Here is a 19,545-nt window from a genome sequence, read left to right as displayed (position 1 = left end):
GGCGATCACATTCGAAAGGAACTCCTCATGGCACCGATCACCACTGCTGCTGGTCGCGGCTTCTCCCGGCGCGGCTTCCTCGCGGGAGGAGCCGGCGCAGCCGCGCTGCTCTCCCTCGCCGCCTGCACGGGCGGAGGCGGCTCCTCCGGCTCGTCTAGCGAGCTCAGCCTGCTGCTGCCGGGCGTCGCACCCACCGGCTGGAGCACCGTCCTCGCGGCGGTCAACACGAAGCTCGAGAAGGACCAGGGCTTCACCATCAAGCCCGAGTTCATCAACTGGCAGAACTACTCCAACCAGTCGCTCCTCAAGTTCACCGCCGGCGAGAACTTCGCGACGGCGCTCAGCGCCCGCTGGCTGAACATCTCCAAGCTGATCTCGGACGGGGCCCTCACCGGTCTGAGCTCGCAGCTCGCTTCCGGAACGCACTCGAACCTCGCCTCGACGATCTCGACCGAGGCTCTCGAGGCGAACCGCTGGAGCGACGGAGAGCTGTACGGGGTGCCGGCGGTCAACTCGGCCGGACGCATCCACCACTACAGCGTGCGCGGGGACCTCGCGGACACGTACGCCGGCGGCACCATCGACTCCTACGACGCGCTCGAGAAGTTCTGGTACGACGTCAAGCAGAAGGAGGGCATCACCCCCTACGTGGCGCGGCTCAGCACCTTCTCGTCCATCGGCGCACCGACAGGCGTGTTCTACCGTCAGGGCTGGGAGAAGCCCGACATGATCCCGGTCTACTTCTCGGCCGACTCGCTCATGTTCGTCCCCGCCGCCGATGCCACCGCCACCGGGTCCTCGAAGCTCGTCCCGTTCTGGGAGCACGAGCCCCACGTCGAAGCCCTGCGCGCGACCCGCCAGTACTACCTCGACGGCATCATCAATGCGGACATGCTCAACATCGACGCGGCGACGGTCCAGTCCCAGTTCCAGAGCGGAGCTGCCGCCTCGACGTGGGCCATCACGGACGGGACGGCGACCACCACGAACCTGCCCGGCCTGCTCAAGGCCGTGCCCGGCGCCTCCCTGCTGGACGTCATGCCCTTCGCCGAGGGGCTCGCCGCGAAGCCGAACCAGCTGTTCCAGGCCGACAACATCGTCGTCGTCAACAAGGCGAGCAAGAACCAGGAGCAGGCGCTGCAGCTGCTCGACTGGGTCTCCATCGCCGAGAACCACGACCTTTTGGAGTACGGCGTGGAGGGGAAGGACTGGAACGCCGTGGGCGAGGACAGCTTCGAGTCGATCTCGGACTACAACAACTTCCCCGGCTACGCCCTCAGCTGGCGCGTCCCGCTCGAGCGTCTCTCGAGCACCATCGCCGAGTCCGAGAAGCAGAACTTCCTCTGGGCGAAGGACTACGAGAACTTCACGACGGATCCGTTCGCCTCGTTCATCCCCGACCTCGCCCCGGTCGAGGCCGAGAACGCGCAGATCACCCAGGCGCTGGCGCAGTACGGCAATCCGCTCTACGCGGGCGCGGTCGACGTCGACAAGGGCCTCGACGACCTCAAGAAGGCGGTCGAGGCCGCCGGTCTCGACAAGGTGCAGGCCGAGCTCGAGAAGCAGGCGAACGCCTACCTCGCGGCGAAGTGAGGCGACCGGTGAGTGCGCTGCCCCTCCGCGACCGCGCGGACCTCCGCGCGACGATGGTCGCCATCGGGAGCGCGCTCACCGGGCCTCGTCACGAGCCGTCACCCGCCGGGGACGAGGCGGGGGCTGCTCTCCCGGAGGACGACATGACCGGAGAGCGTGCGAGTGCGGGGCCCGTCCGTCGGCGCCGGCTCGAGGCCGAGCTCGAGCGCGATCACGCCCACCTCGTTCCAGGGGAGGCGGACGGTCGTGAGCGCGGGCGTCACGTCCCGCAGCGCGAGAAGGTCGTCCACCCCGGAGATCGCGACGTCGCCGGGGAGCTTCACGCCGGCTTCGCGCAAGCGGGCGATCGCACCGAGGGCGACGGCGTCCGCTGTCGCGAGGATCGCCTCCGTGTCGCTGCGGCGCCGGAGGAACTCGCCGGCCGCGACGTAGCCGCCCTCTCGGGAGAACGCGCCGGTGATGATGCGATCGGGCGGAAGGTGGATGCCGGCGTCGGCGAACTCCGCCAGGATGCCGTCCGCCCGGTCGCGCGGCGTGACGGCCTTGACCGGTCCGGCGAAGACGGTGAACTGCTCGTAGCCGAGGTCGAGGAAGGCGCGGGCGATCGCCCGGCCGACGCCGACGTTGTCGATCGAGACGGTGTCGAAGGGAAGCCCCACCTGCCCGATGACCACGACGCGGCCACCATCGGCCTCGAAGGCCCGGAGTTCGTCGACGACGGGTCCGAAGGCCGCGTCGTCGACGTGCCGACTGCCGGCGAGGACCAGGAGGCGGGGACGCAGCCCGCGGAACACCGAGACGATGCGCCGCGCACGCGCCGCGCTCTCGTTCGTGGAGACCATCGTCACCATGAGGTCGGCGGCATCGGCGGCGTGGAAGACGCCGGCGGCGATGGGGGAGAGGTAGTCGTCCGGGATCGCGTTCACGACGAACGCGATGCTGTCGGAGCGGCCTCTCGCGATGGTCTGCGCGGAGGCGTTGACCACGTATCCCAGCTCGGCCGCCGCGGCCTCCACCTTCTTCCGGTTCGCCGCGCCCACCGTCCGGGCGGACGGGTTCAGGACCCGGGACGCGGTCGCCCTCGACACGCCCGCCAGAGCGGCGACGTCCTCCAGGGTGGCGGGGCCGGTGCGGATAGCGGTTCCCTCGTGCGGCATCGAATTCCTCACTCGTCCCTTGTTCGTCTGCGGATTCTACCAAGAGAGCGCGTTCCGCTCCCCGCACCCGTCCGCCCCTCACTCAGCCATCACGACCGTCCCTGCGCGGTCGGAAGACAAGGAGCATCCGCATGAAAGCGGCATTGGCGATGCAGCCCGACCTGCAGTACCGCTTGTTCGACGACAGGCTCGCGCGCGAGCTCGAACGGCTCGTCGACATCGATCTGACCCGGACCGTCTCGGACTACTCGAGCGAACCCGACGAGGTCCTGGCCGACATCGAGGTGCTCGTCACAGGATGGTTCGCTCCCGCGGTCGACGGCCGCGTCCTCGACCGCATGCCCCGGCTGCGAGCGATCCTGCACGCCGGCGGTTCCGTGAAGGGCATGACCACCCCCGAGGTGTGGGACCGAGGGATCCTCGTGACGACCGCAGCCGACGCGAACGCGGTCCCGGTCGCCGAGTACGCCCTCGCGATGGTCCTCCTCGCGGGGAAGAAGGTACTGCCGATCGCGCAGGAGTACGCCCGCCGCCAGTCCTTCGTCGACCTCGAGAACGAGTACCCGCAGATCGGCGCCTACCGCTCCACTGTGGGGATCATCGGAGCGTCGCGCACCGGACGGCATCTCATCCGCCTCCTCGGCCCGTTCTCGTACCGGGTGCTGGTGTCCGACCCGTATCTCTCTCACGAAGAGGCTGCCGTGCTCGGTGTCGAGAAGGTCGAGCTCGACGAGCTTCTGAACCGATCCCGGGTCGTCTCCCTGCACGCGCCCGACCTGCCCTCGACGCGAGGTCTGCTCGGTCGGCGGGAGTTCGCCCTCCTGGGCGACGGCGCGACCTTCATCAACACGGCGAGGCAGGCGCTGGTCGACCAGGACGCGCTCCTCGGGGAACTGCGCAGCGGTCGACTGGACGCCGTGCTCGACGTGACGGATCCCGAGCCGCTGAACGAGGACCATCCGTTCTTCGCCTTCCCCAACGTGCTCGTCACTCCGCACATCGCGGGGTCCCGTGGGACCGAGCTGCTCCTTCTTGGGGAGGCCGTGGTGGAGGAGGCGAGGCGGTTGCGCGACGGACTCCCGCCCGCGTTCCCCGTGGCCGCCGAGTCGCTCGCGACGATCGCATGAGAGAGGACTCCGTGAAGCAGACGTCCGTACCGTCGGCCACCGCCGGCAGCGATGCCGGGATCCTCCTTCGGGGAGGGCTCGACGGCCCCGTCGAGTTCGGCGGGTTCGCCGGCGCCGCTCCTTCGCTGGTGTCCTGGCGGCCCGTCGTCGAGGTGTTCACCGCCGACGAGCAGCGCGCCCGGACGAGCCAGAGCTACGTCCGCTCCGCCGTCGGGGAGCGTCTCCGACAGGACTCCCTCGTCGAGAGCGAGCGGGAGGACGCCGTGGAGGTGACCCTCACTCAGTCCGACCCGCGGACGGGGGTGCGCGTCGTGAGCACGTTCACCCGACCGCACGGTCTGCGCGCGCTCCGGATCACGCAGCACGTCTTGAACGCCGGCTCAGCGCCTGTCGTGCTGACGGCCGTCACGTCGGCGGTGGTCGGCATCGGCCACGCCGAAGCCGACCTCGACCCGATGGTGCTCGCCTGGGCCGACAGCGAGTGGCTGGCCGAGAGCCGCTGGTACGAGGACCGCCTCCGCGATCGCGTCCCCGCGCTCTCGCTGGGCATCCATGCGCAGGACGGCCGGGGCCGGTTCGCCCTGACCAGTCATGGCGCCTGGCCGACCGGAGAGCACCTCCCGCTCGGCGTCGTCGTCGATCCGGGCACCTCGTCGAGCCTCGCCTGGCAGATCGAATCGGGCACGGCGTGGCAGTGGTCCCTCGGCTCGACCCTGGACGGGGGCTTCCTGAGCCTGACCGGTCCCGCGGACCTCGAGCACCACTTCGCCCACCGCCTCGCCCCCGCGGACTCGTTCACCGCTGCGCCGGCCGCCGTGGTCGTCGTCGACGGAGCGAGAGACGAGGCGCTGACCGAACTCACGCGCTACCGGCGGTGGCTCGTCGCCCGCCACGGCGGGATCCGCGGACTGCCGGTGGTCTACAACGACTTCATGAACACGCTGATGGGGGACCCGACGAGCGAGAAGCTCCGGCCCCTCATCGCGGGAGCAGCCGCGGCGGGCGCCGAGGTGTTCTGCATCGATGCCGGCTGGTTCGCCGGGCCCGGCGACTGGTGGAACTCAGTGGGGGAGTGGGCTGAGAACCCGGACCGGTTCGACGGCGGATTCCTCTCGATCCTCGACGAGATCCGGTCAGCCGGGATGATCGCCGGAACCTGGCTGGAGCCCGAGGTGGTCGGAGTCACGAGTCCGATGGCGAGCAGCCTCCCCGAGGAGGCGTTCTTCCAGCGCTTCGGCACTCGGGTCCTCGAGCACGAGCGCTTCCACCTCGACTTCCGGCACCCGGCCGCCCGAGCTCATCTCGACGCGGTCGTGGACGGACTCGTCCGCGACTACGGCATCGGATACCTCAAGCTCGACTACAACGTCAACCCGGGAGCGGGGACCGAGCGGGACGCCACGGCGGCCGGCGACGGCCTCCTCGCGCACAGCCGGGCCTTCGTCGGCTGGTTGAGGGGTATCCGCGAGCGGCATCCGGATCTGATCCTCGAGAACTGCTCCTCCGGAGCGATGCGGATGGACTACGCCTACCTCGTCGAGAACGACCTGCAGTCGACGTCGGACCAGCAGGACTTCCTCCGCTACCCCGTCATCGCCGCCGCATCACCCGCGGCGGTCCTCCCCGAGCAGAGCGGCAACTGGGCCTATCCGAGCGCCGGGATGACCGAGGAGGAGACGGTGTTCACCCTCGTCACGGGACTGCCTGGGCGCCTCATCCTCTCCGGCTTCCTCGACCGGCTGCGGCCGTCGCAGTCCGCGCTGGTCGCCGGCGCGGTGGCCTTCGCGAAGGAGCACCGGCTGCTCCTGGCGCGCTCCACGCCGTTCTGGCCCCTCGGGCTGCCCGGATGGGAGGACGAGCTCGTCGTCGTCGGCTTCCGTGACGGTGACGACGTGCTGCTGTTCGTCTGGGATCGCGGCGAGCATGCCGCGGAGTTCTCCCTCCGCGTCGACGGGAGCCCGACGATCACCTTCCCGCGCGGTGACGCCGAATGGGCCATCGGCTCCGCGGACGGCCTGGTGCAGGTGCGCACGGTTCCCGGCCCGAGCGCCCGGATTCTCCACCTCGACAGGAGGTCCTGATGGTGAGAACGGCCAATCCTGTCGTCCGCGGTTTCTCGCCCGATCCCTCTTTCCTGCGCGTCGGGGACTGGTACCTGCTCGCGGTCAGCTCCTTCGAGTGGTTCCCCACCATCCCGATCCAGCGATCGCGGGATCTCGCGACGTGGGAGTTCCACGGTGCGGTCGAGTCGGCGGCACCCGGCCGGTCGCTGACGGGCTACCCGGACTCGGCGGGGATCTGGGCGCCCGCTCTCTCGTACGCGGACGGCGTGTTCTGGGTGGTCTACTCGATCGTGGAGTCGCTTCAGAGCCCGTACTTCAACCTCGCGACCTACATCGCTCGCGCTCCGGACGTGGACGGTCTCCCCGGCGAGTGGTCCGAGCCGCAGCGCGTGAGCGGCCTCGGGTTCGATCCGTCGCTGTTCCATCACGAGGGTCGGCACTGGCTGGTGAACATCCAGAACGACCACCGCCCCGGGGGGAACCGCTTCGACGGCATCGTCCTCACCGAGCTGGTCGATTTCGGCGGGGTCCTCCGCACGACGGGGCCGACCGCGCTCCTCCTGCAGCGTCCCGACCTCGTCGAAGGACCCAAGATCATCCACCACGACGGCTGGTTCGTGCTCGCCCTCGCCGAGGGGGGAACCGGGATCGAGCACGGTGTCCTCATGGCCCGGAGCCGCTCACTCCACGGACCCTACGAGGTCGACGACGTCCCCCTGCTCACGACCCGCGACGCTCTCGACCTGCCCCTGCAGAAGGCCGGGCACGGAGAACTGATCCGGACGCCGTCGGGGCGCTGGTACCTCGGCCACCTCGTCAGCCGACCGATCCGCACGGAAGACGGCGCGTTCAACACCCTCGGACGGGAGAGCGCCCTGCAGGAGATCGAGTGGCGGGACGGTTGGCCCCGGCTGAAGGGAGGCGGCTGGCATCCGAGGATCGAACTCGAGGTGCCGGACGTCCCGCACTCCGCTGCCGGTCCGACGCCTCCGCGTTCGCTTTTGCCCTGGCCGTGGCGGACGCTGCGGACGCCCGCCTCGCGGGACTGGATCGACCAGGACGCACGACCCGGGTGGCTCCGACTGCGCGGGCGTCAGGGTCCTGAATCGCTCCGTGAGCACAGCCTGATCGGCCAGCCCCTCACCGAGCACCGGATGACCGTCAGCGTCACGGTCGATGCGGATCCGACCTCCTTCACCCAGGCGGCGGGTCTGGTGCTCTGGTACAACACCGACGCCTACCTCTCTCTGCACGTCACTTGGCGCGAACCCGACGGGGAGGCGCAGCAGGGTCAGCAGTGGGAGGGACGTGGCCACCGTGCCCTCGTCCTCACGCGACGCGACCCGGACGGGCAAACCGTCCTCGCTGTCCGCGCACTCCCGGAGACCGGGCCGGTCACCCTCCGCGCCGACCTCGACGGACCCCTCGCGATCCTGTCGGCCGGGCCGGCGCACACGACGCCCAGCCGCATCGGAGAGGCAGTGGACATCACCTTCCTCTCCGACGACCACGGTCCGCGGCTGCGCTTCACCGGAGCGTTCGCCGGCCTCGACGTCTTCGATCTGGTCGACGCGGCCTTCACCGCCGACTTCTCCGGCTTCCGACTCCGCGTGGAGCCCGGCAACGGCGAGGATGCGCCGGGGATCAGGGTCGGAGCGGTGGGCGAGACGCGCGGGGCCTCCTCGTGACGACTCTTCTGCTGACGGGCGAGGGCAGGTACAGCGATCCCTGGCACCCGTTCGCCGAGACGACGTCCGCAGTGGTTGCGCTCCTCGCCGCACGCGGCCACCGAGTCGAGGTCCGAGGGGATGTCGACCGAGCACTCTCGGACATCGCGACCGGCTGCGTCACGGTGCCCGATCTGCTCGTCGTCAACGCGGGTCTCCCCCGGGACGGACGCCCCGCACCGACCCCGGAGGGCAGGTCGGCGTTCGCGCTCATCGAGCGCTCCGCGATCCCGGTCCTCGGGATCCACGTCAGCTCGACCACCTTCATCGACGCGCCGGAGTGGCCGGCCCTCCTCGGCGGCCGCTGGATCCGCGGTGCATCGATGCATCCGGACTTCGGGCCCGCCCGGATCCGGCTCGCCACCGAACCGCATCCGGTGATCGAGCACGTCACCGACTTCGACGTAGAGGACGAGCGCTACTGCCTACTCGACGTGGACCCCGCCTCGCGGGTCCTCGCCACCCACCACTACGAAGGCCGGGATCATCCGATCGCCTGGGCGCTCGAGCGCTCCGGAGGAGGCCGCACCGTCTACGACGCGCTCGGCCACAGTGCCTCCTCTTACACCTCCCGAGGACACCTCGCTCTACTGGCCGGCGCTCTCCAGTGGCTGCGAAGATGAGGGTGAATGACCCCACAACCCAGACGCTCTTGAACGGGTCCCAGTCAGGATCGAGACCCCACATCACAATCGGCGACTAGCGATGAAGGTTGAGGTTCCTAGCCGCGCTAGCGGTTGGACTCGGCGTCGATGTCCGAGCGCCAGGTCCAAGAACGGGCTCGGAGTCTGTGTGATTCTCGGTGATGCGGCGGTCGGCTTTGCAGTGTCGGAGGTCGGGACGGCAGTGTCGCCACTGCTTCGGTTGCTGCACTACCTCGGCCTGGAGCGCGCAGCGCTACCCCGCCCCCGGCGAGAACCTCACGTCCTCGAACCGTGCCGCTGTGCCACCCGCTGCTCCGACATGAAAGAGGCCGAGGAGCGGATTCGCGGCTCCGTTGCCCGGAGGCAGTGCGCCCGTGAGAGCGGGGATCTCGGCGTGAGCCGTGAAGACGCCGTCGAGGACGGTACCGAGCTGGTGGAGTCGCCGATCACTGCGGATCTCCATCCGTTGCCAACCTGCGCCCGGGCGCCGGTCGAGAAGGAGCTCGTGTCCGCCTCGGAGGAAACGGGTCTCGATCAGAATGACCGATGCGATGCGAGTCACGAAGAGGGAGGCGTGGGTATCGCGGCTCCAGTAAGCGATGAGTCCGGTCTCCGACGCCGTGCCGGGCATCGCTCGCACGGTGGCGGCGAGGGCGGCACCGTCTCCTCCCGCACACCGCCCGACGAGCGCGGGGGCACCCGATCCGACGACACGGTCGCGGGAGGGTCGCAGCAGAAGGTCGTCTCCGCTCCACCGGTGGGACCAGGGCGACCCGGTGCCGTGTCGCCCTGTCGGCGCGAGGTGGAAGTCGGTGCAACCCTCGGACCCGCTTGCACCGGCGTAGTACTCCCTCTTCCACGCCTCCCCAGTCACGACCTGCGATCGTTGTCCCTGAGCCGATCCTCGGGACCACGAGGCGAGGTCATGCGGGTACGACCTCCACCGTCCAGCCCTCGACTCCTTCCGCCAGCACGGCGGGGCCCTCGTCCGAGTCGCTCACCACGAACCGCGCCCGACGTCCCTCCGGAGTCTCGACGATCACGACGCGATCCTGTCCGGTCGCCCCGGGGAAGACCCTCAGAGTGACCCCGTCCAGGTAGTCGTAGTCGGGCCTGTCCACTCGCGCTCCGATCGGGAGGACCGCCCCTGCCCTGACGTAGAGCGGAAGAGTGAGGAAGCCGTGCTTCTCCCGTCTCCAGCCGCCGCCCTGAACGACCCGGCCGGTGAAGTAGTCCGTCCAGACACCCTCCGGCAGGTACACGTCGACATCGCCGTCGACGCTGAGCACCGGGGCCACCAGGAGGTCCGGGCCGAGCATGTACTGGGTGTCGACATACGCCGCACCTCGGTCCTCCGGGAAGGCGAGGGCCATCGGCCTCATCACAGGGGTCCCGCGCCGCGTCGCCTCGAGCCCAGCGGTGTAGAGGTACGGCATGAGGGAGAGCTTGAGCTCGGTGAAGGTGCGCGTGACGTCGACGGCGCTGGCTTCGCCCTCTGCCAGCGCTCCGTCGAACTCCCACGGCACCCGGTACGAGGTGCTGCCGTGCAGGCGCGAGTGCGAAGACAGCAGGCCGAACGCCGTCCACCGCTTGAAGACGGCGGCATCGGGAGTTCCCTCGAATCCGCCGATGTCATGGCTCCAGAATCCGAAGCCCGAGAACGCGAGCGACAGCCCGCCGCGCAACGTCTCGGCCATGGACTCGAAAGTCGACGTGCAGTCGCCGCCCCAGTGCACCGGCAGCCGCTGGCCGCCGACGGTCGCGGAGCGGGCGAAGAGCACTGCGTCGCCCTTCCCGCGCTCCTCCTCGAGGACCTCGAACACGGCGAGGTTGTAGAGCTGCGTGTAGTAGTTGTGCATCCGCTCGGGCGAGGACCCGTCGAAGTACTCGACGTCGACCGGGATCCTCTCGCCGAAGTCGGTCTTAAAGGCGTCGACGCCCTGGCGCTGCAGAGCTCGCAGCTTGTCCTGGAACCACGCGGTGGCCGCCGGGTTCGTGAAGTCGACGAGGGCCATGCCCGCCTGCCACAGGTCCCACTGCCACACGGAGCCGTCTGGCCGCCGGACGAGGTATCCCGCGTCCTGCGCCTCCGCGAACAGGGGTGAGCGCTGACCGATGTAGGGGTTGATCCAGACGCACACGCGCAGATCGCGGTCGTGCAGCCGCGCCAGCATGCCCTCCGGGTCAGGGAAGACGCGCGGGTCCCACTCGAAGTCGCACCAGTTGAACTCGCGCATCCAGAAGCAGTCGAAGTGGAACACGCTCACCGGGAGGTCCCGCTCAGCCATCCCCTCGATGAAGGAGGTGACGGTCGCCTCGTCGTAGCTGGTGGTGAAGGACGTCGACAGCCAGAGCCCGTACGACCAGGCCGGCACCTGTGCCGGCCGTCCAGTGAGCTGCGTGTACCGGTCGAGGATCTCGGCCGGCGTGCTCCCTTGGACGATGTAGTACTGCAAGCTCTCTCCGGCGACCGAGAACTGCACGCGCTCGACAGACTCCGAGCCGATCTCGAACGAGACGTGGCCGGGGTGGTCGACGAGGACGCCGTACCCGCGGTTCGTGAGATAGAACGGCACGTTCTTGTACGCCTGCTCGGACGAGGTCCCGCCGTCGGCGTTCCACACGTCAACGGTCTGGCCGTTCTTGACCAGTGGCCCGAACCGCTCGCCCAGCCCGTAGACGAGCTCTCCTACACCGAGAGACAGCTGCTGCAGCGTGTAGCTCGGAGCGAGCGCCCGCGCACTGCCGTCCCGGGCGGTTCCCACAGGTGCGCCGTCGACCTGAGCGTCGTCCGCGATCAGGAGGTGGGCGGCCGACTTGGCGGCAGCGGAAGTGAGAACGCGCCCCTCCGCCTCGAAGCGGAGCGAGAACGGAGCACCGGGCTCGATGACCGCGCGGAGCGGTCCGGCGTCGAGGACACCTCGCCCCTGGTCGTCTATCTGCGCCTCGCCCGCCCCCTCCACCGCTCCGACGAGGTCGAATCCGAAGGGGTCGAGCCCGCCGGTGTGGTGCTCGACTCGCACGCCGATCACTCCCCGAAGGGGGGACGAGAGGGTGAGGGAGAGCACGGGGCGGTTCAGGGTGTCGCCGCGGCGGTTGATGACGGTGCTCGGCGCCGTGACGAGGAGCCGCTCACCCTCATCGGCCTCGATGTCGTACGCCTCCTGAGCGTGGATCGGAGTGACGCCCGGGCGCATCTGCCAGAAACCATCGGTGAACTTCATGGGTGCCTTTCGACGGCCGACGCGCGCGAGGGGCGGCCGGCGGGGAGGAGGGGCGGAAGCGGCCGTCCCGGTAGGGAAAGAAGCGATCAGCCCTTGAGACCGCCGGCGAGGAGGTCGGCTCGCCAGAACCGCTGGAGAACGAGCACGAGGATGATCAGCGGGATGACGGAGACCGCTGAGCCCATGATCACCAGCGGGTAGAGGTCGGAGTCGCCGGCGCCTTTCGAGAGGAAGGTGTAGAGCCCGAGGGTGATGGGGTACTTGTCCTGGTCGCTGAGCATGATGAAGGGGAGCAGGAAGTTGTTCCAGATGCCGACGAACTGGAGCAGGAACACGGTGACGAGTCCCTGGGACATCATCGGCAGCGCGATCGCTCCGAAGATGCGGATCTCGCTCGCGCCGTCGATGCGGGCGGCTTCGAGGGTGTCGTCCGGTACGGCGGCGGCGGCGAAGACGCGGCAGAGGAAGATGCCGAACGGGTTGATGATGACGGGCAGCAGCACGGACCAGTAGGTCCCGGCGATACCGACGCTCGCGAGCAGCAGGTACTGCGGGACGGCGAGCACGATGCCGGGCACGAGCACGCCCGCGAGGATCGCGGCGAAGAGCGTGTCGCGGCCTCGGAAGCGGAACTTGGCGAGTGCGTAGCCGGCCATGGCCGAGACGAGCGTCGAGGCGACGGCGCCGACTCCGGCGTAGAGGACGCTGTTCAGGCCCCACTGCCAGAACTGCCCGCCGCCGTAGGCGCTGAGCGCGACGAGGTTGTCGAGCATCCCCGAGCCGGGCGCGAACGAGAAGGTCGTGAACAGTTCGCGCGGCGACTTCGAGGCGGCGACGACCACCCAGAGGACGGGGACGAGGCAGTAGAGGGCACCCAGGAGGAGCGCGACGGTGGCCAGGGTCGAGCCGAGCGGTCGGCGCGGTGCCCCGGGAGGAGTTCGGCGGTCTCCTCGAGGAGACGGTGTCCGCTTCTCCTGTGCGTCGGTGGGGGCGGGGGAGTGCAGTGCGGTGCTCATCAGTTCTCTCCGAAGGTGCGGCGTTGGAAGAAGCGGAGGACGAGCAGCGAGAAGCCGAGGATGCCGATCGCGAGGACGACGGAGGCGGCTGCGGCGCCTCCGAGGTTGTCGTTGGTGAACGCCTCGCGGTAGATCTTCATCAGAGGTACCCAGGTCGACGAGATGGTCGTCGTCAGGGGCCGCAGGGTCGCGGGTTCGCTGTAGAGCTGGATGGTGCCGATGATCGAGAACAGGCCGGTCAGAACGAGCGCCGGGGTCACGAGCGGGATCTTGATCCGCCACGCGATCTGCAGCTCGTTCGCCCCGTCGATACGGGCCGCTTCATAGATCTCGGTGGGGATCGCTCGGAGCGACGTGAAGATGATGATCATGTTGAAGCCGACGCCGGACCAGAGCGCGATGTTGGCCAACGAGAAGTACAGCGCGGGGCCCTCGAAGAAGCCGACGGATCCGCCGCCGAGCGCCCGGGTGATCCAGCTCACGGGGCTCGTGCTGGGCAGGTAGAGGAAGCCCCAGAGCAGGCTCGCGATGACGCCAGGGACGGCGTAGGGCAGGAAGATGACGGTCCGCGAGAAGCTTCGGGCCCTCACGCGCGGAGTGTCGAGCAGGAGCGCGAACAGCAGGGCCAGGCCCAGGACGCTCGGGATCGCGATGAGTCCGTAGAGCAGGACCCTGCCGAGGCCCGCGACGAACTCCGGATCGGTGAGCGCGGCGACGTAGTTGTCGAAGCCGACCCAGGTCTCCACGCGCCGGCCGAAGGCGCCGCCCCCGTCGACGACGAAGCCGCGGAAGCTGAGGTAGATCGCGTAGAGGATCGGGACGATCAGGAAGGCGACGAAGAAGACGATCGCCGGTCCGGCGAACATCCACGGCACGAGGGCGCTGCGCGCTGATCGGCGCCGGGTGGTGGCGGGTGGTCGCTCCCGCAGGGCGGTGCTGTCGACGGTGGCTGACATCAGCGGCTCGTGCTCCGTTGCTCGGTGGTGCTGGGGAGTGGTGCGAGGAAGGAGGGGCGGCGGGCGCCGCCCCTCCCAGTGGTCACTCGGTGACCGTGTAGCCCTGCTTCTCGAGGTCGGCGACGACCGCGTCCTGCGTGGCCGTGTAGACGTCGCGGAAGGAGGTCTTGTTCAGAGCCGCCTCATTGAGGGCGTCGCCGAAGGTCGAAGCGGCGACGTTCACGTTGGGGCCCCACACGACCGGTACCGTCGTGTTCGCGATGACTTCGTCGGCGACCTGGTAGAAGTCAGTCTGCTGCGGCATCAGCTTCGGCGGCGCCGCGCTCAGCGTCGCCTCTCGGCCGGCGTTCCCGCCCGGGAAGATGTCGAGGGTGAGCAGCAGCTCCGAGCCCTCGTCCGACGCGCCGAGCCAGGCGGCGAACTTCGCGGCCTCCTCCGCGTGCTGCGACTTCTCGGGAACGAGGTAGGCGGATCCGCCGAGGAACGGCACGGCCGCGTCGCCGACGGTCCACTGCGGAAGGGGTGCGGACTCCCACTTGCCCGCGGTGTCCGGGGCGACGGAGTAGATGACGCTCGGCGCCCAGGAGGCGGCGGCCCAGCTGAGGATCTTGCCGCTGTTGGCCTTCGCGTTCCACTCCGGAGTGAGCAGGGGCTCGACCGTGACGAGGTCGCGATCGACCAGGTCCTGCCAGAAGTCGGCGGTCTGCAGCGACTCCTCGCTGTCGATGTCGACCGACCAGGAGTCGCCGTCGTTCGTCCACCACTGAGCGCCGGCCTGCGCGGCATGCGAGGCGAAGAACTCGAACTGGGTGGCCGAGAAGCTGGCGATGTACGCCTCCGGGTCGGCGGTGTGGATCTTCTCGGCGGCGTCCGCGTACTCGGCCCAGGTGGTGGGGACGGCCACGCCGTACTGCTCGAACAGGTCGGCGCGGTAGGTCAGCATCATCGGGCCGATGTCCTGCGGGACCCCGTAGACCTCGTCGCCGAACGTGGTGAGGTCCCAGATGTTCTGCTCGACGCCGCCCTTCGCGTCGGCGACGTCCTCGGTGATGTCCTTCACCGCTCCCGAGACGACGAGCGACGGCAGGGCGAAGTACTCGACCTGGACGACATCGGGCGCCTCGTCCGCACGGTCGGCGGCGAGGAGCTTCGAGGCCGTCTCGGCGGTGCCGCCCACCTCCGAGAGCTTCACCGTGACGTCGGGGTTCTCCTCGTTGTACCGGTCGATGATCGCCTGAGCGGCGGGGTCACCACCCTTGAGGCTGTACGTCCAGAACTCGAGCTCGACCGGACCGCCGGCCTCGGCGCCGCCTCCACTGGAGCAGGCCGTGAGCGAGAACGCGAGTACTGCGGTCGCGAGCACTCCGCCCGCTCGGATCGTTCGCTTGCGGCGGCGCGTGGCTGCCGATGCGTGTGCTGTTTCGGAACGGGCTGCGGACATCCCACATCTCCTTCGACGTGTACTCGCCCCGGTGGATCCCGGGAGCGGTGCGGTGCTGTTGGGGCTCTTGGTGCCCGGACCTATGCTGATGTTAACGTTGTCATCTGTCAAGCGCATTTGCGCCGCACCTAGAGGGAAGCCATGGCCGTCTTCACCAATCCCGTCCTTCCGGGGTTTCATCCCGACCCGTCCGTCTGCCGCGTCGATGACGACTACTACCTCGTCGTCTCCTCGTTCGCGTACCTTCCCGGCATCCCCGTCTTCCACAGCACGGACCTCGTGTCCTGGACGCCGCTCGGTCACGTCTTCGATCGCCCGGGCGTCATCGACCTCGACGGCCTCGACGTCTCGGACGGGCTCTGGGCCCCGACGATCCGGCACCACCGCGGTGTCTTCTACGTCGTGACCACCATCGCCCGCGAACGGCAGGGAATCGTCACGTTGCTCGCGACGGCGACCGACCCCGCCGGACCCTGGTCCGACCCCGTCACGCTCGACGCGGAAGGGATCGACCCGTCCCTCTTCTTCGACGACGATGGGCGCTGCTGGTTCACCGGATGCCGCGACACGCTCCATCCCGCGGTCGGCGGGCCGGGTGAGCTGTGGATGCGCGAGCTCGACCTCGATACCTTGAGCCTGACAGGCCCGACGCACGTCCTGTGGCACGGCGCTGTCCGCGGAGCCTGGGTCGAAGGACCGCACATCCACCGACGCGGCGACGAGTACTTCCTCGTCGCAGCCGAAGGGGGCACCGAGGGGAACCACTCGGTGACTGTCGCTCGAGCCGCGACCGTGACCGGCCCGTACGTCGGAGACCCCCGGAACCCCCTCCTGACCCACCGTCATCACGTGCCGGAGGAGCCGATCCAGAACGTCGGCCACGCCGACCTGGTGGACACGGTGTCGGGGGAGACCTGGGCGGTACTGCTCGGCACCCGACCGACCGAGGGGCATCACGTGCTCGGTCGCGAGGTGTTCCTGGTGCCCGTGACGTGGAGTTCTGCAGGACCCGTGTTCGCTCCAGGCTCTGGACGCGTCCGAAGCCTGGAAACCCGACCGCGGGCGTCGGCGGGAAACGGGACCGTCGAGCTGAGGCCCCAGGATCAGATGAGAAGGTCGGGATTCGGTCAGGATGCCAGCGGCGTCTTGCCCCCGGAGTGGCTCTCCCTCCGTGCACTTCCGCCCCTCTGTGACAACGGCGTGCTGGTGCTGCCAGCCGGATCTGCGACTCTCGCCGACCGCGGACGCCCGTCCTTCGTCGGTTGCAGGCAGACGTCGATGCACTTCACCGCGAGACTCGTCGTCGACTTCGCCCCGCTCGAAGCGGGGGAGGAGGCGGGCCTGGCCCTGCACCAAGGGGAGAGAGGGCACGTCACAGCGACTGTTCGTCTCGGCCCTGAGGGTCGCGAGCTGGTCCTGTCCGAGTTCACCGACGGCGTGCGATCGGAGTCGGCCGTCTCGCACCTGCCGGACGGCGACGTCGAGATCCTCGTCAACGGCACAGGTCTCGACTACACGTTCTCCTTCCGACCCTCCGGGCAGCCGGTCGCTACGCGGCTCGGCTGCGCGGACGGACGACTGCTCAGCACGCAGACGGCCGGCGGATTCGTAGGGGTTCTCCTGGGGCCCTACGCGACGGCGAACGGACGCCCGTCGACGACCTTGGCGCGGTTCTCGGACTTCGGCTACAGCGATGTGAGCGAGGAGGAGGGTGCGCGCAGCGCCTTCGCAGAGTCCACGGCGAGGCTGACTCCGGTGGTCTGACCGGCCTCACCGCTCCGCGGTGCGGCGGTACTCGCACGCAGAACGAGATCCGGGGGGATCCGCGCGACGCGCGGCGAGTCCCCACGCATCATCTCGGTCAGGATCCGAATGGACAGCGATCCGAGATTCACGAAATCCTGACGGATCGTGGTCAGCGCCGGCACGAGGTAACCCGCTCCCGCGATGTCGTCGAAGCCGACCAGAGACACGTCCTCCGGCACTCTGACGCCTCGACGAGCGAAAGCGGCCAAGACACCCATCGTCATGTGGTCGTTTCCGACGAAGATCGCCGACGGCAGCGGTTCGTGGCGCTCGAGAAGCTCGGTCGCGAGGCGGAACCCGCTGTCGGCCGTGAAGTCACCCTCCAGAAGCAGGCCCTCACCGAGACCGGCGGCCTGCAGCTCGGCGCGCCACCCCTCGACGCGAGCGCGCGCATCGAAGGTGCGCAAAGCACCGCTGATATGCGCGACCGAGGGGTGTCCGAGCTCGAGCAGGTGTCGGACGGCAAGCCGAGCACCGAGCACCTGATCGAGTTCCACGAAGCTCAACCCGGTTCCCTCGACCTGACCCGACATCACCACCGTCGTGGGGACGCGGGTGTGAACGGAGGCGAGTGCCTCCACCGCGAGCGGGCGGTCGGCGATGACCGCGATGCCCTCCACCGCCTGGTCGGACAGTCTGCTCAGCGTCTCCTCCAAGTCACCCTGGTCGCCCCCCTGCCAGCTCGCGAGCGTCACCCAGAAGCCGGCGCTCTTGGCCTCGCTCTCGACGCCAAGAAGGATCCGCGGCAACTCGAACAGCTCCGACCCCGCAATGACGACACCAATCGTGGAGGTTCTGCCGCTTTTCAGCGCCCGCGCCAAGCTGTTCCGGCGGTAGCCGAGCTCCTCGATCGCCGCCAACACCTTCGCGCGGGTCTCGGGTCGCACCGGAGGATGGCCGTTGAGGACACGCGACACCGTGACGTGCGAGACACCAGCCACTCGAGCCACATCCACCATGCCCGGGGCCCTCGCCATTGGTTCTCCCGATGTCACTTCGCTACGCTCTCGGTCGCTGCCGTCCGCCTGGAATGACAACGTTAGCAGCGACGCTCTCATCGGCCTCCTCATGCCGAAGCGAGCGACCGACAGGACCTCGGGCGCTGGTCGAAGGCGTCGGACGGGGACCGCGACTCGGGCCGATCCGCCGACCATTTCGCGACGAGCACCTAGTTGATCGAGATTTCGTCATCCCGCACCAGAAGCCGACGGGACGGAAGCGGCTGGCATCGGTCCTGTTGTCGTTTCCTATCCTCTTGGAGGCGTAGCCGACAAGGATTGACTGCGTCTGTCCCCTCCAACGACGTGATCAAGCCATCTGGGTCGTCGCGTCCGTCATCGGTTTTGTGGCTGTAGTCACTGACTATCAATTAGGCGAGAAAATAAAAGCCGCCACTTCAAGTAGTCAGTGATGGTATCGCGATGCCTGTGTGGAGGTCCAATCGGCCAGGCGTTCTATCGGGAAGCGTTCAGCGGTCCTTATGCAGGCCCTGGTGGAACCTGGCTGACATCGCTCGGGACTGGCTAGATGAATGTCATCCATCCGCGACTTTCCCGAGTTTGAAAGAGACGTCATGACTGACACCAAGCTGATCTCCACGAACGCTGAGACTCCGAACGGTATGCGGCTCGGGCGGCGACGCCTCCTGCACTTCGCCGGTCTGGGGGCGGCCGCTGGCGCGCTCACCTTGAGCGGATGCACCGCGGGCGCGGACGCTCAGGAGCCGACCGCGGAGGCTGCCGTTGACCGAACCGGACCGGGTTCGCTCCTGCGCGACCAGAGCGTCACCGGCCCCCAGCAGCTCGAGGGCTACACCTTTGCTCTCGACGAGGGCATCACCCGCACTCCCGTTCGCTACCTGAACCGCTACGGCATCACGCTCGCCGGCGACCTGTACTACGGTGCCGACCTTGATACGTCGCAGTCCCATCAGGCGATCGTGATTGGTCCGCCGCACGGAGGGGTGAAGGAACAGGGTGCGGGCATCTACGGGCAGGAGCTTGCTCGCCGCGGGTTTGTCGCGCTGGCCTTCGACCCCTCGCACAATGGAGAATCCTCGGGTTCGCCTCGTCATCTCACTTCACCAGAACTTTTCGCCGAGGATTTCAGCGCCGGGGTAGATCTGCTCGGCAGCCTTCCTTTCGTCGATCGGGAGCAGATCGGTGCGATCGGCATCTGCGGCTCCGGGGGCTTCGTGCTCAGCCAGGCCAGCGTGGATCCGCGAATCAAGGCGGTCGCGACATCGGCGATGTACGACATCAGCGGCGCAGTGCGCGATGGATGGCAGCACGCCGGGACCGATGCGGACCGCAGGGCGATGCTCGACATGGTCGCTGCTCAGCGTTGGAGTGACCTCGATCTCGACGAGCCTGTCCGCATGGGAGATTTCCCCGCTGAGACGCCCCCCGAAGGCGCCCCCGACGCGAACACGGCTGAGTTCTGGGAGTACTACATGACGGAACGAGGCGAGCACCCTCGCTCTGTTGGCGGATTCACCATCAATAGCTATGCCTCCCACGTCAACTTCGGCGCGCTTCGCAACATCGCCGACATCGCGCCTCGCAATATCCTTCTCATCACCGGCGATATCGCCCATTCGAAATGGTTCAGCGACGAGGCTCTCGAGAAGAGCGGTGGCCGAGCGGAATTCGTCGTCGTCCCCGGCGCGCGTCACATCGATCTCTACGACCGCACTGATCTGATCCCATTCGACACTCTCGAGCGCTTCTTCCGCGAGAACCTCGCCTCCAGCGCAGCCTGATCTCCTTGAGAAGCGGCACCCTCGGATCGC

Annotated in this window: 13 protein-coding genes; 7 read left to right on the top strand and 6 right to left on the bottom strand. The window is 68.5% G+C overall.

The window, feature by feature from the left end; translation table 11 throughout:
* Positions 1-27: 27 nt before the first annotated feature.
* A complete protein-coding gene (locus IOC53_RS12050) occupies positions 28-1,593 on the top strand; it encodes an ABC transporter substrate-binding protein (protein WP_207406030.1) in 1,566 nt (521 codons plus the stop codon).
* Positions 1,594-1,691: 98 nt separating this feature from the next.
* On the opposite strand, the gene IOC53_RS12045 is transcribed toward IOC53_RS12050, so the two are convergent.
* The gene (locus tag IOC53_RS12045; RefSeq protein ID WP_207406028.1) at positions 1,692-2,750 is read right to left on the bottom strand and encodes a LacI family DNA-binding transcriptional regulator; all 1,059 of its coding nucleotides are present in this window, start codon (positions 2,748-2,750) and stop codon (positions 1,692-1,694) included.
* A gap of 131 nt (positions 2,751-2,881) precedes the next feature.
* Between IOC53_RS12045 and IOC53_RS12040 the strand changes: the two genes are divergently transcribed.
* From IOC53_RS12040 to IOC53_RS12025, 4 genes are read left to right on the top strand one after another with little or no spacing between them, the layout of a single operon-like run.
* On the top strand, positions 2,882-3,877 hold the full coding sequence (locus tag IOC53_RS12040) for a hydroxyacid dehydrogenase (protein ID WP_207406026.1): 996 nt from the start codon (positions 2,882-2,884) through the stop codon (positions 3,875-3,877).
* Positions 3,874-5,958, top strand: a complete 2,085-nt coding sequence (locus tag IOC53_RS12035; RefSeq protein WP_207406024.1) for a glycoside hydrolase family 36 protein — start codon at positions 3,874-3,876, stop codon at positions 5,956-5,958. The genes IOC53_RS12040 and IOC53_RS12035 overlap by 4 nt, the downstream gene beginning before the upstream one ends.
* A complete protein-coding gene (locus tag IOC53_RS12030) occupies positions 5,958-7,628 on the top strand; it encodes a family 43 glycosylhydrolase (protein ID WP_207406022.1) in 1,671 nt (556 codons plus the stop codon). Before IOC53_RS12035 ends, IOC53_RS12030 begins: the two co-directional genes overlap by 1 nt.
* Entirely contained in the window at positions 7,625-8,290 is a 666-nt protein-coding gene (locus tag IOC53_RS12025) for a ThuA domain-containing protein (RefSeq protein WP_207406020.1), read from the top strand. The genes IOC53_RS12030 and IOC53_RS12025 overlap by 4 nt, the downstream gene beginning before the upstream one ends.
* Before the next feature lie 944 nt (positions 8,291-9,234).
* Here IOC53_RS12025 and yicI read toward each other — a convergent pair.
* From yicI to IOC53_RS12005, 4 genes are all read right to left on the bottom strand, one after another.
* Complete coding sequence (yicI, locus tag IOC53_RS12020) at positions 9,235-11,535, bottom strand: alpha-xylosidase (RefSeq protein ID WP_207406017.1); 2,301 nt, start codon at positions 11,533-11,535, stop codon at positions 9,235-9,237.
* Positions 11,536-11,621: 86 nt separating this feature from the next.
* Positions 11,622-12,551: a carbohydrate ABC transporter permease gene (locus IOC53_RS12015; protein WP_207406015.1), complete on the bottom strand. Its 930-nt coding sequence runs from the start codon at positions 12,549-12,551 to the stop codon at positions 11,622-11,624.
* On the bottom strand, positions 12,551-13,507 hold the full coding sequence (locus IOC53_RS12010) for a carbohydrate ABC transporter permease (RefSeq protein WP_207406013.1): 957 nt from the start codon (positions 13,505-13,507) through the stop codon (positions 12,551-12,553). Before IOC53_RS12010 ends, IOC53_RS12015 begins: the two co-directional genes overlap by 1 nt.
* A gap of 82 nt (positions 13,508-13,589) precedes the next feature.
* Positions 13,590-14,870: a sugar ABC transporter substrate-binding protein gene (locus tag IOC53_RS12005; RefSeq protein WP_307786177.1), complete on the bottom strand. Its 1,281-nt coding sequence runs from the start codon at positions 14,868-14,870 to the stop codon at positions 13,590-13,592.
* 219 nt (positions 14,871-15,089) lie between these two features.
* Here IOC53_RS12005 and IOC53_RS12000 point away from each other — a divergent pair, with 219 nt between their 5' ends.
* On the top strand, positions 15,090-16,712 hold the full coding sequence (locus IOC53_RS12000) for a glycoside hydrolase family 43 protein (protein ID WP_207406009.1): 1,623 nt from the start codon (positions 15,090-15,092) through the stop codon (positions 16,710-16,712).
* Here the strand turns inward: IOC53_RS12000 and IOC53_RS11995 are convergent.
* Positions 16,634-17,713 (bottom strand): LacI family DNA-binding transcriptional regulator, encoded by a 1,080-nt coding sequence (locus tag IOC53_RS11995; RefSeq protein WP_242683266.1) that lies wholly within the window; start codon positions 17,711-17,713, stop codon positions 16,634-16,636. The two genes, IOC53_RS12000 and IOC53_RS11995, sit on opposite strands and share 79 nt — an antisense overlap.
* A gap of 614 nt (positions 17,714-18,327) precedes the next feature.
* Here IOC53_RS11995 and IOC53_RS11990 point away from each other — a divergent pair.
* Entirely contained in the window at positions 18,328-19,515 is a 1,188-nt protein-coding gene (locus IOC53_RS11990) for an alpha/beta hydrolase (RefSeq protein ID WP_242683265.1), read from the top strand.
* The last annotated feature ends 30 nt before the right edge of the window (positions 19,516-19,545 follow it).

Origin of the sequence: Rathayibacter sp. SD072 (assembly GCF_017355185.1) — a bacterium.
Taxonomy (GTDB): Bacteria; Actinomycetota; Actinomycetes; order Actinomycetales; family Microbacteriaceae; genus Rathayibacter.
The sequence above is the reverse complement of the archived record's forward strand: the minus strand, read 5'-3'. Positions and strand labels throughout refer to the sequence as shown.